Genomic DNA, 12,685 nt, shown 5'->3' on the forward strand with positions numbered 1-12,685 from the left:
GAGGCGCTAAACCTTACGAAGGAGGCCAGCAGGATGCACCAGCGAGTAGCAGTAGAGAGGGATTTGAGTGCCATTGGCGATCACCTGGCCGAAAACGGCTTAAAGGTGGAGCGACTTGATTTAACGGATATGACGCCGGAACGGCTGCAGGACTACGGGGCCATTGTTGTCAGCGGCCAGACAACCAACTTTATGGGCATGGAAGACCTGAAGGCCCGGCTGCCGGTTATCGAGGCTGCAGGTAAGACGGCCGAGGAGATCACCTCCATGGTCAAAGAGCGCCTGCAACTGCAACTTTAGGTAGAATCTGGAGCCACCCCTTGACGTTACCCCTCTCTCCCGTGTTATAATAAATCAGGCGGGAGAGCAGGAGTGACGTATATGGGCCGCCAGGTAAAGGTCGTGACGGACAATCGCCGTGCCCGCCACGATTATTTTATTGAAGAAACCTACGAAGCGGGCATCGCCCTGACCGGTACCGAGGTTAAATCCCTGCGCAACGGCAGGGCAAATATCAAAGATAGCTACGCGCGGGTAGAAAACGGCGAACTAATTCTCCACGACATGCATATCAGCCCCTATGAGCAGGGCAACCGCTTCAACCATGAACCGCGCCGGCCGCGGCGCTTGCTCATGCACCGTTATGAGATCCAGCGCCTCTACGGCAAGGTACGGGAAAAGGGCTTGACCCTGATCCCGCTGAAGGTGTATTTTAATGAGCGCGGCCTGGCCAAGGTAGAACTGGCCCTGGTCAAAGGTAAACGGCTTTATGACAAACGAGAAGATATTGCCGCGCGTGATGCCCAGCGGGAAATAGCCAGGGCTTTACGCGAAAGGCAAAAAGTATAACCTGGGGGCGTAATGGTTTCGACGGGGGTAGCATTGGCAGTAGTAGCCAGGCGAGATCCCACCGGCTCGTTAAACGGTGGAACGGCTATTAAGTGCCGACGATAATTTAGCTCTGGCTGCTTAATTAAAAAGTAGCCCATCCGTCTGGTCCTGGCCTGCGGGGACCAGTACCGGGTGTCAAATCTAGCAGGCTACCGGCAAGGCCCCGGCCCGGGGGCCTGAAGGGAATCTCAAGCGGGCTGGCCCGAGGGTATCCGGTTTCCGGGAGACCCGACGGCGAGATTGAAAACGGAAACTATCCTGGTAGAAGCTACTGTGGATGTACCTTCGGACGGGGGTTCGACTCCCCCCGCCTCCACCATCTGTATGCAGGATTTTAAAGGTCACTTCTAAAGCAGTTAGAGATTAACAATCCCCATCTGAGGCGATCCCTGTCATAAAGGAGAGGACTTTTATATGCAGCAAGCCGCCCAATTGGGCGGCTTGAGCTTTGAATAAAGAAGATTGCTATCAGGAGTTTTTTAGGTTAGGGGTCTACTTGCACGGGGTTAATTTCAATAGCACAAATACGGTCTACGGGAATTATGATTGCCCTCATGATCTGTTTATCAACGAGCTTGCCGCCACTGAATATCTTCAGGAAAAGGCAATCGCCATGGGCCGGAAGCAGGACGGCAAAATGCTTGATAAAGAACAATTTGGACCCGTTTATGACTTTTTTGCAACAATCGCCGCACTCGAACTCAATGCCAATTTTTTTATCTTCTTTTTTGTCCTCTTCTTTATTGTTCTCTTCTTTTTTGTCCTTATTGTGCTGTAACTCGTTAATGATGCATTCCAGTTCTTCTAATACCGGGTCCTTTTTTTCAGGTGGACCCTCTTTAATCTTGTCAAAAATCGTACTTGCATTGGCCTCTTGAGACATGGGAATCACTCCTTTTTAATCTTTGATAATATAATATGGGTTCACATGGAAAAGGTTTCATTTTAACTTAAACAATATTAGGTGGTAGTATGGATATTATGCTTTCTAATTTTAGGTGGATTTACGGGGTTAGGCATAGTATCATCAATCGGGTGGTAACGCTAAATTCAGTTATAAAGGTGCCCTCGGCATGGGGGCCTAAGTTAGCCGTGGGGCGGCTTTGGTTTTAGTGGGAGGTGGTACAATTCCAGGAGCAGAGCTGGCACATAAGGGACAGGTTTTTTCTGTCAGGAAAATATAGAGCTGAGGTGGGAAGATTGAATAGCCGCACGGAACACGAAAAGGAGCGAAATAATAGCCCGGGGGTGGCGGTCGAAGGGTTTCTTGCTACCCTTACCAGCTGTCGGCTCTGCCCCAGGGCCTGCGGGGTTAATCGTCTGGCCGGGGAAAAGGGTTTTTGCCGGGCTGGTGTCCGGCCCCGGGTGGCCCTGGCAACCCTGCATCACTGGGAAGAGCCCTGCCTCAGCGGCAGCCGGGGTTCGGGGGCAGTATTCTTTTCATACTGCAACCTGCGCTGCGCCTTTTGCCAGAACTACCGCATCAGCTGGCAGGGCCGGGGTAGGGAGATGGAAATCGAAGACCTTACGGCACTTTTTCTGGATCTCCAGGCGCAGGGAGCCCATAATATCAACCTGGTTTCGGCGACTCCCTATACCCCCATGCTCGTCCCGGCCCTAAGGGAGGCCAAGAAGCGAGGCCTGAAGATACCGGTGGTTTATAATTGTAATGCTTATGAGAGCTTGGAGTCCCTGCGTTCCCTGGCGGGGCTGGTGGATATCTACCTGCCGGACCTTAAATATATCGATGATGGGCCGGCCCGGCGTTACAGTCAGGCCCCAAATTACTTTTCTGTGGCCACAGCAGCCATCCTGGAGATGCAGCGCCAGGTAGGGATTTTAACCTTTGATGCAGCCGGACTGGCCCGTCGGGGGCTCCTGATCCGGCACCTGGTCTTGCCAGGCCAGGCAGAGGCCGCTTGCCGGGTATTGGAGTGGGTGAAGGCCAACCTGCCCCGGGAGACCTACCTGAGTATCATGGCCCAGTATGTACCCGTATGGCAAGCGCAACGCTATCCCGAGATCAATCGCCGCCTGACTGCTGCTGAATACGAAAGCGTTCTGGAATATTTCGATGCCCTGGGTTTGGAAAACGGCTTTTGCCAGGAACTGGATGCAGCCACAACAGACTATATTCCCAATTTTTAAGACTTCATATAGGAAATAGTTGCAAAAATTGTGCCGATGCGGTATACTAATAGAGCCTCTAAAGACTTGGCTTGGCCGGCTACTAAAACTATCTCCCCCGGGATAGCCCTAGTCAGTACGGTACCTGGCCTGGATACTTTAGGGAGAATATCCTTTGGGGAGAGTATGATGATCTATCAGGACAAAACTTTGACGTGCAAGGAATGTGGCGCGGAGTTTGTTTTTACTGCCGGCCAGCAGGAGTTTTTTGCCGAAAAAGGCTTCACCAACGAGCCATCCCGTTGTCCTGCCTGCCGGGCGGCCAGGAAGCAGCGTACGGGTGGCGGTCAGCGCCGTAACGATTTTTATTCCGGACCGCGGCAGATGTATAAAGCCATCTGCAGCCAGTGCGGTTCCCTGACCGAGGTACCCTTTGAACCCCGGGGCGACCGTCCCGTTTATTGCCGGGAGTGCTACAGCAACATGCGCGCCCGGAATTACCGCTAGCTTGGGAAGCCCTGCGGGGCTAGATATATAACTATTAAAGGAACCCGGTTTTATAAAAAGCCGGGTTCCTTTATGTTATTTTTTAAGGATCAGGCTCATTCGTCCCGGGGCGAAATTGATCTCTTTAAACTGCAGGCCGTAGTCGGGCGGGGGCAAATCGATGGTCAGCTTCTCCCGGGGCAGGAGCTCGTTCCTGGTGGCAGGGCTCAAAGGCAGGCCGGCAAAGGTCACCTCCGTGGGGGTGAATAGAAGCTGGTGGGGACCGGCTACCTGCAGGCTGCCCCGAATTTGAAAATCCGGGCCGGGGATGGTTAAACCTTCCCCGGAAAGGATCAGGCTTACTCCCGGTAGTTCCGCCGGTGTCAGGAGGGTGGCATTTAGATTCCGCTGGCTGAAGATAGCCTGGACCTCACCCCGCGAAAGGTCTACGCTCACCGCATCGGGTTTCAGGTTTTTCCAGGGTAAAGCCGGGAGTTGCTGCAACAGGTAGTACAGTGTCGGCAGAGCCCCGGACCAGGCCTTTTCCAGGGCCAGCAGGTCCTGGGACCAGGTAGTACTCTGCCGGCGTAAGCTGTCCAGGTCAGTTTCACGTTTCAATCTTAGGGCTGTCAAGCGCTCCTCGCTTTCAAGGAGGGTTGCTTGCGCCTGCCGGAGTTCTTGTTCCCTGGCTGCCACCAGGGAGCCTTCTTCCCGGGCCTGGCGGTATAGGGCCAGGTTGTAGCGCACGATACCTACAAAGTGATTGCCCAGGTATTTTAAAAGTTCCAGGCGAATAAAGAAATCTGGCAGATCATTGCTGAAAAAAGCCGCCAGAATGAAAGGAGAGGTACCGTAAATCTGGAAAAACCGCAGGCTACGGTTCAGGTCCCGGCGTCCTGCCGCCAGGCGGGCCTCGGCCTGGATTTGCCGGGAGCGGGCTGCCTGGAGTTGTTGCCGGACGGCAGCCAGGCGGTTCGCCAGCTCCTGACCCTCCTGCTCCGCTTTCTGCAGGCGGGCATCCAGGAGCATAATCTCTTGCAGGAGGCGGTTTTCTTGATTCTCATTATCCAGGAGCCGCTGCTTCAGGGTGTCGGTAATACTGGTACTCGAAGCCGGGGGAACCGGGGAAATTAGCAAGAAAAAGATGGCCAGCAAGGTTATGAGCCGTTGCATTATATTCCCTCCCACCATAAATATTCGTCAGGCATAAGCCAGATCCTGCTTTTATAGGTAAAAAATGTAAATAATTACGGGTAATTCACATCCGCTGCGCCGGCAAGGCCGGCGCCGATAGTATAACAACTATCTACCGTAAGATAACCTGCATATAGCTGTAGCTGCTATTGCTACTGGCATTTACAAAACGAGGGGGAGAATAATATAATAAAATGACAAAAAAGGCGGAGTGATGTTGAATGGCCTGGAGCCTGACGATGGAGATTCTAATCATGGGTTTTTTAACCGGTATCCTCGGGGCTATGGTAGGCATCGGCGGCGGGGTTTTACTGGTTCCTTTTCTGACCCTGGTATTTCATGTACCCATACATACGGCCATCGGCGCCAGCATTGTCGCCGTTATTGCCACCTCCAGTACGTCTGCCAGTACTTACCTGGAAAGCCGTTTAACCAATTTACGACTCGGCATGACCCTGGAGACAGCTACGGCTACCGGCGGCATCTTGGGAGGATTGACGGCAGCCCTGTTGAGTCGGCAGGTACTGAGTGGTATTTTCGCTGTTGCCCTGGTGGGGACAGCATATTCCATGTTTAAGAAAGTCAAGGGCGGTCAACCCCGGGAGGAGGTAGAAGATACCGGGCGCCTGGGCTCTACCTTTTACGACGCTAACTTAAAAAGGGAAGTGCGCTACAATGTAAAGCGCCTGCCGCTGGGGTTATTTATTTCTTTTATAGCCGGCAATATCTCCGGGCTTCTGGGTATTGGAGGCGGGGTAATTAAAGTGCCCATGATGGTCCTGGGTATGGGGGTGCCCATGCGGGCGGCGGCGGCAACCAGTAACTTCATGATCGGAGTAACGGCCGTAGCCAGTGCCTATATTTACTATACCCGGGGGTTTGTTGACCCTCTGATAGCTGCCCCTACCGCCATCGGCGTCTTCCTGGGGGCTATGCTCAGTTCGCGCCTTGCCGGCAGGGTCAATAGTAATTTTCTGGCCAAATTACTGGCGGTAGTACTTATTTTCCTGGCCGTTCAAATGGCTTTGAGCGCCGCCGGTATCCAGGTTCGTTAAGGAGGCAAAGGGAGTGGCAATAGCCGGAGATGTTGAGAAGAACAAGAACAGGGAATACAGCCTGGACCACGTCGTCAGCCGCGTTCTGCTGGCAGGGGTTCTTACCAGTGTTGTTTTGATGCTTCTGGGGATGGGACTCCTGGCGCTAAATCCTGGTCTGGCCCAGGCTAACGTATTACCTGTAAGTCAGGTGCTAAAACTAATACCACACTTTCACCCAATGGCTTTGATCGATCTGGGCCTGCTAGTTCTCTTATTGACACCCCTGGCCCGGGTGATTATCACCGGCCTTGGCTTTGCCCTGGAGGGAGACTGGCTCTTTGCGGCTATCGCCTTACTTGTGCTGGTGGTTCTTGTCATTAGCCTGGCCGTCGGTTCGGCTTGACACGCCGGCGGCCAGGAGCTATAATTACCAGTGTAACACTTGTAAGGGCGTGTAGCTCAGTTGGGAGAGCGCTAGAATCGCACTCTAGAGGCCAGGGGTTCGAATCCCCTCACGTCCACCAAGGATCTTCACGGGCGCGTAGCTCAGTGGGAGAGCGCTTGACTCACATTCAAGAGGTCGCTGGTTCGAAACCAGCCGTGCCCACCAGGTATATCAAGGCTTCTCGGGTTTACCGGGAGGCTTTTTTCTATATTATTTTTGGTAAAGATTGCAGGAATTATCGCGAGAAAAACGAATATTACTATATAATAATAGAGGAGGAGCCATAAGAGCCGGTTACCGGCCGTGTAAAGTATGCTGGCTGTAATTTAGGTAAAATTACCGGATAATAATTTCATTTGGGAGATGCAAAGGATTGTCCCAGAGCTGGTGCAGTATTGGCGCTGGCAGGACCGGCTTTGCTTACTCTGGAGCTTTCGAACGAAGGCAAGATTTAGCGTAGAAGTATATATTGATACCGGCGAAAAGGAGAAGAACAAGCAATTTTTCGACCGCCTATAAGCGCAGAAAGAAGGTATAGAAAAGGAAATTAACATGGCTCTAAGCTGGGAGCAGCTAGATAATGCCCGCGCTTGCCGTATAGCTGTATACCGGGAAGGAAGCATTGATGCCAGCGAAGAGGAACTAAACGAACTTCAAGATTGGGCTATTGAAACCCTAATCAAGTTTAGGAATGTATTTGGTAAACGGATCAAAACGCTATAATGAGATTGAGCCCCTTGGTAGATAAGCCGCTCAGGAACTTTACCGCGAGCTGAAATACCGGACATTTGAAGGATGGGGAGGGGTTCTCTAATCTTCTCAGTCTGCGGATCCTGTACGTGCCAAGTCCGGCCCTGGGGACAAGCGCGTATTATTTATATAGTATTTACCCCATTTAGCAATAACATCCAATACAGGTATAAAACTTTGGCCAATTTCCGTTAAGGAGTATTCGACTTTTGGAGGTACTTCCTTATATACTTCCCTATGTACAAGTCCATCCCGTTCAAGATCCCTTAGCTGTTGCGTAAGTACTCCCCGGGATACTTCTGGCAAGAGCTTTTGTAGCTCGTTGAATCTCCGGGTTTTATGACTCAGATGCCATAGAATAACAATTTTCCATTTACCTGCAATTAACCGTTGCACAGCCGTTACGGGACAGATTTCTTCCCGGTTCTGTACTTTAGCCATCAAAAAGGACCCCCTTTATGGTACGTTTTTTATGCCTATGTAATAAAAATGTGCGTACTTGTAAAGGTGTGCTTTTTACTATAGTATCTTATTAGGCTTTAATTATAAAATCAAGGTTTTATTCTAGGAAGAGAGGATGATCTGCTGTATGAAAAAAATGGTAGCTTTTATAGGAAGCCCCAGAAAAGAAGGCAATACATCAACCATAGTAAGGGAAATTGCCCGGGGAGCAAAAGAAGCGGGGGCTGAGGTCAAGATTTATAATCTAAATGAAATGACCCTAAAGCCATGCCAGAGCTGTTTTTACTGCCGGCAAGCAGAAAATTGTGCAACAAAAGATGATATGCAATCAGTCTATGCGGATATAAAAAACGCCGATGCCATCGTCATAGGCTCGCCTATCTATATGTCTCAGGTTATAGCTCAGACCAAGCTTTTAATTGATAGGCTGTTTCCCTTAATAGATGCCAATTTCAAGCCGAGATTCGGTGTTAAAAAAACCGTGGTGGTATATTCTCAAGGACAGGACGAGGCCGGGGCTTTTCAGAGATATTTTGAATACAATGCCAATGTACTTAAGATGCTAGGTCTGGATATTGTAGATACAATTATATGTTCCGGTGCTAATGACCCTCAAACGGCTGTCAAGAATGAAGGCCTTATGGCAAAGGCCTTTAAAACCGGGAGAGAACTGGTTGAGTGACTTTATACCTGTATAGTTTATTGGAGAGATATTCACCTCAAAAATAGAGAGAAACCCAGAAAAAAGTCCCTAATTTATCGTTAAATTTCTCTGATGAAGAAAATGACTTTACAATCTGCGGTTGGCGTCCATATTAAAAGTTCGCACCGGAGAGGGCAGTGAGGCCCATGCTGGAATGTACGACAGCATGGGCCTTTTAATTTTTCGGCCTTATTTCATCTCCAATTGACAGCATCATAAAGCAAAGCCCGGTGAGGGAAGATGGCGGCAACATAGTAACGCTGACCCCCACTTTTCATCATCGGCGGCGTTTTAAACCCTTCTAAAAAATTTTTTGGGTTCTTAAGATACCAGAAGGATTTTTAGAATAGACGTCGTATTATTTATTATAGAGAAGCGATGTATTATATAGAGAAACAAATAAAATAAAAACTAAAAGTAACCTTCTGCTTAGATGGTACATTAGCTGCCTAAAACCGCCATACGGTTAAAAACGGTTTGGTCTTTTAAAAAGCTCAAGAGTTGGGTTGCAAATTTTTCGGATGAATTTGCTTTGCCATTTCATTAAAAATGTCGTTGTTTAAAATAAAATAAAGTAAAAAGATTAGATTACAATACTGTGGGGGAACAACTTGGCTAAGGAAAAATATATACTTCAATCGGTTGATAATGCTCTTCGGATTTTAGAAGCCTTTAGTGCGAATGAACCAGAACTGGGTATCTCAGAATTAAGCCGTAAGCTTGGTCTTAGTAAAAGCGCTGTTTTCCGATTAGTGCTTACTTTACAATCAAGGGGGTTTTTATCTCAGGACCCGGTTACAGGAAAATATTTATTGGGGTTGAAGACACTATACCTTGGCGGTTTGGTCCTAAAACAAATGGATTTGGTGAAAATTGCGCGAACCCATCTTGAAGAATTGGTTAAAAAGTCCGCAGAGGTTGCTCACTTAGTTGTATTAGAGCAAGGCGAAGCTGTTTTTATTGGAAAAGTAGAAAGCCAGCGTCCCATGATGATGGGTTCTTATGTAGGGGCCAGGATGCCGGCTTATTGTACTGCGACTGGGAAAGTGCTTTTGGCTCATTTACCAAGTGAAGAGCTAGAAAATTATTTGCGGAACACTACTTTCACCAGGTTTACAAGTAACACTATAACCAATCCGGAAAAGCTGAGGGAACATCTTATATCTATAAGGACCCAGGGATATGCGGTCGATAAGGAGGAGAGCGAGGAGGGTCTGTTCTGTATTGCCGCCCCGGTAAAAGATAATGGAGGCAAAGTGTTGGCTGCTATAAGTATTTCCGGACCAGCTGGGCGACTTGAAAAGCGATGGGAGGAATTCAGGGAACTAGTGATAAGTGCGGCGGAAAATATTTCTCGCTCTCTGGGTTGGAATTAGAGGGCTTTCGCCTTCTTAAATAAATAGATGTTAGATCTTGGTTATAATGGTGAGACCCCTAAATTGATCGTTATGTATAGTCATCTATACCATATTTTACTTTTGCGTGGGTAGCGTAAAGAACATCGCCTTGGGGAGGTAAGCCAATAAAGCATAAAAAGTGGAGAATTAGAAAGCTTTCTTGTTATTGGTTTTATGGTGTTACTTTTAATATAAATACTTTGTCAAATAAAATGACCTGGTGAAACTTGTTTCGCTGGTCATATCGCATAAAGGAGGCTGGCATATGTTACAACTGAAATTATATGGCTTGGGAGGGCAGGGAGTAGTAACTGCGGCCAAAGTTCTGGCATCAGCTATCGCTATTCAGGAAGGCAGGTATGCTCAAGCCGTTCCTGCCTACGGTCACGAGCGGCGGGGAGCCCCTGTATATGCTGATTTGATAGTTGATGATGAACCTATTTTGGTCAAATCATTTGTTTATCAACCGGATTATGTATTGATATTTGATCTTGCAGTCATCGAGAAAGGGGTCAATGTAACTGAGGGGGCCCATAAGAATACCTGTTTTGTAGCTAATAGCGATAAAGCGCCGATTGAATATCCTTTTAGCCAGGGTTTCGGTCCTGTTTACTACGCTGATGCTACGAAAATAGCCTTGGAGGTTCTGAACATAGAGATTCCCAATTCCGCAATGTTGGGGGCCTTTGCCGCTACAGGTGTAGTCAAAATTGATTCAGTTTGTGCAGCCCTCCAAGAGTTTTTCCAGGGAAAGGCAGGGGATAAGAATGTTGAAGCAGCTAGAAGGTGTTACACCTCAATCCAGCGACTATAAAAAGGTGAAATACCTATATGGCCCTGTAGCCATTGCATTCGCCAGTACGAAAACTGGGTCGTGGCGCATTATGCGTCCGGAAGTCGACCATAATCAATGTACCCGCTGTGGAACGTGTGCTAAGTACTGTCCCTTGGACATAATTGACGTGGATAAAGAAAGCAAAGTTCAGAGTGTCACGATGAATCTTGATTATTGTAAGGGTTGTGGTATTTGCGCCAATGTTTGCCCCAGGAAATGTATCAAAATGGTCTCCGAAAGGGGAGAACGATAAATGGCGACCAGAAAACTGTTAGATGGGAACGGCGCAGCAGCTGAGGCCATGCGCATGGCGAGGGTTCAGGTTATATCTGCATATCCTATCACACCCCAGAGCCCTATTGCGGAAAAATTGGCAGAGTATGTTGCTAATGGAACGTTAAAAGCCAAGTATGTACGGGTGGAATCTGAGCACACAGCTATGTCGGTGGCAATTGGAGCCCAGCTAACAGGGGTTCGAGCTTGCACGGCAACCTCATCTGTTGGCCTGGCTTTAATGCATGAGATGCTCGGAGTGGCTTCGGGTTGTCGGGTACCCATTGTGATGGCGGTGATTAATCGCTCTTTAGTAAGTCCATGGAGCCTTTGGTGCGACCATCAAGATAGCATGGCCGAAAGGGATTCAGGGTGGATTCAATTATATGTAGAAAACCCTCAAGAAGTCCTCGATACCATGTTTATGGCCTACCGGCTGGCGGAAGACCCCAGGGTATTGCTTCCAGTTATGGTATGTTTGGACGGGTTTTTCCTATCTCATACGCCTGCAGCGTTGATAGTACCGGATCAAGAAACAGTTGACTCCTTCCTACCGCCATACCGGCCTTCTAATCTATATCTAGATCCTGATGATCCTATGTTTATAAATGACTTGACCCCATCTTCTGATTTTACGGAGATGCGGTACCAGCAGAAGCAAGCCTTTGATCAAGTTTTACAGGTATTACCGGAGATCCAGGATGAGTTTGCCCGTGTATTTGGTCGGCAATATTCAATGGTAGAGGCTTATCGTTGCGAGGATGCTGAAGTAGTACTGGTAACCCTGGGGTCAATGTCGGGAACGGCAAAGTATGTGGTCAATGAACTCCGGAAAAAGGGGCAAAAAGTCGGCGTGCTTAAAATCATCTGCTTCCGTCCGTTTCCAGCCAAACTTATACGGGAAGCATTAAAGCATGTACCAGTTGTAGGTGTTATGGATCGGAGTGCTGGGCTGGGGGCGGAAGGTGGTCCGGTGTGGACTGAGATTAGCGCAGCCTTAGGTTGCTTGCGTCAAGGGCCTCAAGTAATTAGTTTTATAGGCGGGCTTGGCGGCCGTGACCTGGCTCCTCACATTATGGAAAAAGCTTTTGAAGAATTACTGGCAATTAAGCGGGGGATAAAAACTTATCAAGGCAGCTGCTGGATTGATGTTCGAGATGATGCATTGAGACTGCGGGAGGTGTCACAAGGTGTATGAAATGAGAACCGAGGCAAAAGGCTTGGTAGCTCACGGTGTAAGTACATGCCATGGTTGCGGTATGGAATTGGCAGTTAGAAACATCTTGGATGTACTGGGGCCGCGTACAATTATTGTTATACCTCCGGGGTGCGCTGCTCTTTTTTCCGGGTTCGGTAGTGAAACGGCTCTAAAGATTGCCGGTATTCAAGGTAACCTTGAAAACAGTGCTGCAATTGCTGCAGGAATAAGAGCCGGTCTTGAAATGCAGGGCAAAGACGATGTTACGGTCCTGGCTTTGGCCGGTGATGGTGCTACTGTTGATATAGGCATACAATCTCTTTCGGGAGCCATGGAACGTGGGGATCGTATCCTATATGTCTGTTATGATAACGAGGCTTATATGAATACAGGCATTCAGGCCAGTGGCTCTACCCCCATGCAAGCCTGGACTACCACTACTCCGGCTAAAAAGCATGTATATAGAAAGGATATGCTTCAAATTGCCAGGGCGCACAGGATCCCCTATGTGGCCAGCGCTTCCATAGGCTATATCGAAGATCTTCGCAAAAAGATTGCCCGGGCTAGAGACGCAGGAGGGCCAGCTTATGTACATTTACAGACACCCTGCCCTACCGGATGGGGCTATGACCCTGCAAGAACTATTGAAGTAGCACGCCTGGCGGTACAGACCAGATGCTGGCCGCTGTACGAAATTATTGAAGGTCGTATAAATATTACCGTCAAAGTGAATAAACCCCGACCGGTAGAGGATTATCTTGTTTTACAGCGCCGGTTTAGAGGGATAGGCGCAGAAGAAGTTGAGCGCATACAAAGAGTTGTTGATGAGGAGTACACGGAGCTTTTGGAAAGGGTGGAGGAAGAGTGAACGCAGAATCTCTACAGCC

At 48.8% G+C, this 12,685-nt stretch carries 16 protein-coding genes, 2 tRNA genes and 1 other RNA gene; 16 read left to right on the forward strand and 3 right to left on the reverse strand.

What is annotated here, in order from left to right; genetic code table 11:
- The first annotated feature begins 33 nt into the window (after nucleotides 1-33).
- The 3 genes from MOTHE_RS01435 (at nucleotide 34) to ssrA (ending at nucleotide 1,210) form a co-directional block, all read left to right on the forward strand.
- Nucleotides 34-300: a YkuS family protein gene (locus MOTHE_RS01435; RefSeq protein WP_011391818.1), complete on the forward strand. Its 267-nt coding sequence runs from the start codon at nucleotides 34-36 to the stop codon at nucleotides 298-300.
- 81 nt (nucleotides 301-381) lie between these two features.
- On the forward strand, nucleotides 382-849 hold the full coding sequence (gene smpB / locus MOTHE_RS01440) for an SsrA-binding protein SmpB (protein WP_011391819.1): 468 nt from the start codon (nucleotides 382-384) through the stop codon (nucleotides 847-849).
- A gap of 3 nt (nucleotides 850-852) precedes the next feature.
- Nucleotides 853-1,210: a transfer-messenger RNA gene (gene ssrA / locus MOTHE_RS12635) on the forward strand.
- A gap of 165 nt (nucleotides 1,211-1,375) precedes the next feature.
- On the opposite strand, the gene MOTHE_RS01445 is transcribed toward ssrA, so the two are convergent.
- Entirely contained in the window at nucleotides 1,376-1,774 is a 399-nt protein-coding gene (locus MOTHE_RS01445) for a hypothetical protein (RefSeq protein WP_011391910.1), read from the reverse strand.
- A gap of 365 nt (nucleotides 1,775-2,139) precedes the next feature.
- On the opposite strand from MOTHE_RS01445, the gene MOTHE_RS01450 reads away from it, so the two are divergent.
- Both MOTHE_RS01450 and MOTHE_RS01455 read left to right on the forward strand, forming a co-directional pair.
- Nucleotides 2,140-3,039 carry a radical SAM protein gene (locus tag MOTHE_RS01450; RefSeq protein ID WP_053095201.1) on the forward strand — a complete coding sequence of 300 codons (900 nt, stop codon included), beginning with the start codon at nucleotides 2,140-2,142 and terminating at the stop codon, nucleotides 3,037-3,039.
- Between the two features lie 165 nt (nucleotides 3,040-3,204).
- Nucleotides 3,205-3,525 (forward strand): zinc-ribbon domain containing protein, encoded by a 321-nt coding sequence (locus MOTHE_RS01455; protein WP_011391912.1) that lies wholly within the window; start codon nucleotides 3,205-3,207, stop codon nucleotides 3,523-3,525.
- A gap of 75 nt (nucleotides 3,526-3,600) precedes the next feature.
- On the opposite strand, the gene MOTHE_RS01460 is transcribed toward MOTHE_RS01455, so the two are convergent.
- Nucleotides 3,601-4,677: a coiled-coil domain-containing protein gene (locus tag MOTHE_RS01460; RefSeq protein ID WP_053094580.1), complete on the reverse strand. Its 1,077-nt coding sequence runs from the start codon at nucleotides 4,675-4,677 to the stop codon at nucleotides 3,601-3,603.
- A gap of 242 nt (nucleotides 4,678-4,919) precedes the next feature.
- Between MOTHE_RS01460 and MOTHE_RS01465 the strand changes: the two genes are divergently transcribed.
- The 5 genes from MOTHE_RS01465 (at nucleotide 4,920) to MOTHE_RS14175 (ending at nucleotide 6,903) form a co-directional block, all read left to right on the forward strand.
- On the forward strand, nucleotides 4,920-5,753 hold the full coding sequence (locus tag MOTHE_RS01465) for a sulfite exporter TauE/SafE family protein (RefSeq protein ID WP_053094581.1): 834 nt from the start codon (nucleotides 4,920-4,922) through the stop codon (nucleotides 5,751-5,753).
- Between the two features lie 13 nt (nucleotides 5,754-5,766).
- Nucleotides 5,767-6,138, forward strand: coding sequence for a DUF1634 domain-containing protein (locus MOTHE_RS01470; RefSeq protein WP_011391915.1), 372 nt, complete (start codon nucleotides 5,767-5,769; stop codon nucleotides 6,136-6,138).
- A gap of 45 nt (nucleotides 6,139-6,183) precedes the next feature.
- Nucleotides 6,184-6,259: transfer RNA gene (locus MOTHE_RS01475), tRNA-Ala, on the forward strand.
- A gap of 11 nt (nucleotides 6,260-6,270) precedes the next feature.
- Nucleotides 6,271-6,345: transfer RNA gene (locus tag MOTHE_RS01480), tRNA-Val, on the forward strand.
- A 369-nt stretch (nucleotides 6,346-6,714) separates the two neighbouring features.
- Entirely contained in the window at nucleotides 6,715-6,903 is a 189-nt protein-coding gene (locus MOTHE_RS14175) for a DUF4268 domain-containing protein (protein ID WP_373878641.1), read from the forward strand.
- Nucleotides 6,904-6,999: 96 nt separating this feature from the next.
- Here the strand turns inward: MOTHE_RS14175 and MOTHE_RS01485 are convergent, their stop codons facing one another.
- On the reverse strand, nucleotides 7,000-7,371 hold the full coding sequence (locus tag MOTHE_RS01485) for a winged helix-turn-helix transcriptional regulator (protein ID WP_011391916.1): 372 nt from the start codon (nucleotides 7,369-7,371) through the stop codon (nucleotides 7,000-7,002).
- Between the two features lie 148 nt (nucleotides 7,372-7,519).
- Here MOTHE_RS01485 and MOTHE_RS01490 point away from each other — a divergent pair, with 148 nt between their 5' ends.
- The 6 genes from MOTHE_RS01490 (at nucleotide 7,520) to MOTHE_RS01515 (ending at nucleotide 12,666) form a co-directional block, all read left to right on the forward strand.
- On the forward strand, nucleotides 7,520-8,074 hold the full coding sequence (locus MOTHE_RS01490; protein WP_053094582.1) for a flavodoxin family protein: 555 nt from the start codon (nucleotides 7,520-7,522) through the stop codon (nucleotides 8,072-8,074).
- A gap of 632 nt (nucleotides 8,075-8,706) precedes the next feature.
- The gene (locus tag MOTHE_RS01495; protein ID WP_011391918.1) at nucleotides 8,707-9,471 is read left to right on the forward strand and encodes an IclR family transcriptional regulator; all 765 of its coding nucleotides are present in this window, start codon (nucleotides 8,707-8,709) and stop codon (nucleotides 9,469-9,471) included.
- Nucleotides 9,472-9,757: 286 nt separating this feature from the next.
- On the forward strand, nucleotides 9,758-10,306 hold the full coding sequence (locus MOTHE_RS01500) for a 2-oxoacid:acceptor oxidoreductase family protein (protein ID WP_011391919.1): 549 nt from the start codon (nucleotides 9,758-9,760) through the stop codon (nucleotides 10,304-10,306).
- Nucleotides 10,260-10,580 carry a 4Fe-4S binding protein gene (locus tag MOTHE_RS13980; protein ID WP_053094583.1) on the forward strand — a complete coding sequence of 107 codons (321 nt, stop codon included), beginning with the start codon at nucleotides 10,260-10,262 and terminating at the stop codon, nucleotides 10,578-10,580. The genes MOTHE_RS01500 and MOTHE_RS13980 overlap by 47 nt, the downstream gene beginning before the upstream one ends.
- Nucleotides 10,581-11,798, forward strand: a complete 1,218-nt coding sequence (locus tag MOTHE_RS01510) for a pyruvate ferredoxin oxidoreductase subunit alpha (RefSeq protein ID WP_011391921.1) — start codon at nucleotides 10,581-10,583, stop codon at nucleotides 11,796-11,798. It begins immediately after the preceding gene.
- A gap of 1 nt (nucleotide 11,799) precedes the next feature.
- A complete protein-coding gene (locus MOTHE_RS01515; protein ID WP_011391922.1) occupies nucleotides 11,800-12,666 on the forward strand; it encodes a thiamine pyrophosphate-dependent enzyme in 867 nt (288 codons plus the stop codon).
- The last annotated feature ends 19 nt before the right edge of the window (nucleotides 12,667-12,685 follow it).

Origin of the sequence: Moorella thermoacetica (genome assembly GCF_001267405.1) — a bacterium.
GTDB lineage: Bacteria > Bacillota > DSM-521 > Neomoorellales > Neomoorellaceae > Neomoorella > Neomoorella thermoacetica.

Excerpts from the sequence above, each read along its gene's own strand:
- MOTHE_RS01435 (WP_011391818.1), top strand. The coding sequence starts at position 34 with ATGCACCAGCGAGTAGCAGTAGAGAGGGATTTGAGTGCCATTGGCGAT.
- smpB (WP_011391819.1), top strand. The coding sequence starts at position 382 with ATGGGCCGCCAGGTAAAGGTCGTGACGGACAATCGCCGTGCCCGCCAC.
- MOTHE_RS01445 (WP_011391910.1), bottom strand. The coding sequence starts at position 1,774 with ATGTCTCAAGAGGCCAATGCAAGTACGATTTTTGACAAGATTAAAGAG.
- MOTHE_RS01455 (WP_011391912.1), top strand. The coding sequence starts at position 3,205 with ATGATGATCTATCAGGACAAAACTTTGACGTGCAAGGAATGTGGCGCG.
- MOTHE_RS01460 (WP_053094580.1), bottom strand. The coding sequence starts at position 4,677 with ATGCAACGGCTCATAACCTTGCTGGCCATCTTTTTCTTGCTAATTTCC.
- MOTHE_RS01465 (WP_053094581.1), top strand. The coding sequence starts at position 4,920 with ATGGCCTGGAGCCTGACGATGGAGATTCTAATCATGGGTTTTTTAACC.
- MOTHE_RS01485 (WP_011391916.1), bottom strand. The coding sequence starts at position 7,371 with ATGGCTAAAGTACAGAACCGGGAAGAAATCTGTCCCGTAACGGCTGTG.
- MOTHE_RS01490 (WP_053094582.1), top strand. The coding sequence starts at position 7,520 with ATGAAAAAAATGGTAGCTTTTATAGGAAGCCCCAGAAAAGAAGGCAAT.
- MOTHE_RS01500 (WP_011391919.1), top strand. The coding sequence starts at position 9,758 with ATGTTACAACTGAAATTATATGGCTTGGGAGGGCAGGGAGTAGTAACT.
- MOTHE_RS13980 (WP_053094583.1), top strand. The coding sequence starts at position 10,260 with ATGTTGAAGCAGCTAGAAGGTGTTACACCTCAATCCAGCGACTATAAA.
- MOTHE_RS01510 (WP_011391921.1), top strand. The coding sequence starts at position 10,581 with ATGGCGACCAGAAAACTGTTAGATGGGAACGGCGCAGCAGCTGAGGCC.
- MOTHE_RS01515 (WP_011391922.1), top strand. The coding sequence starts at position 11,800 with ATGAGAACCGAGGCAAAAGGCTTGGTAGCTCACGGTGTAAGTACATGC.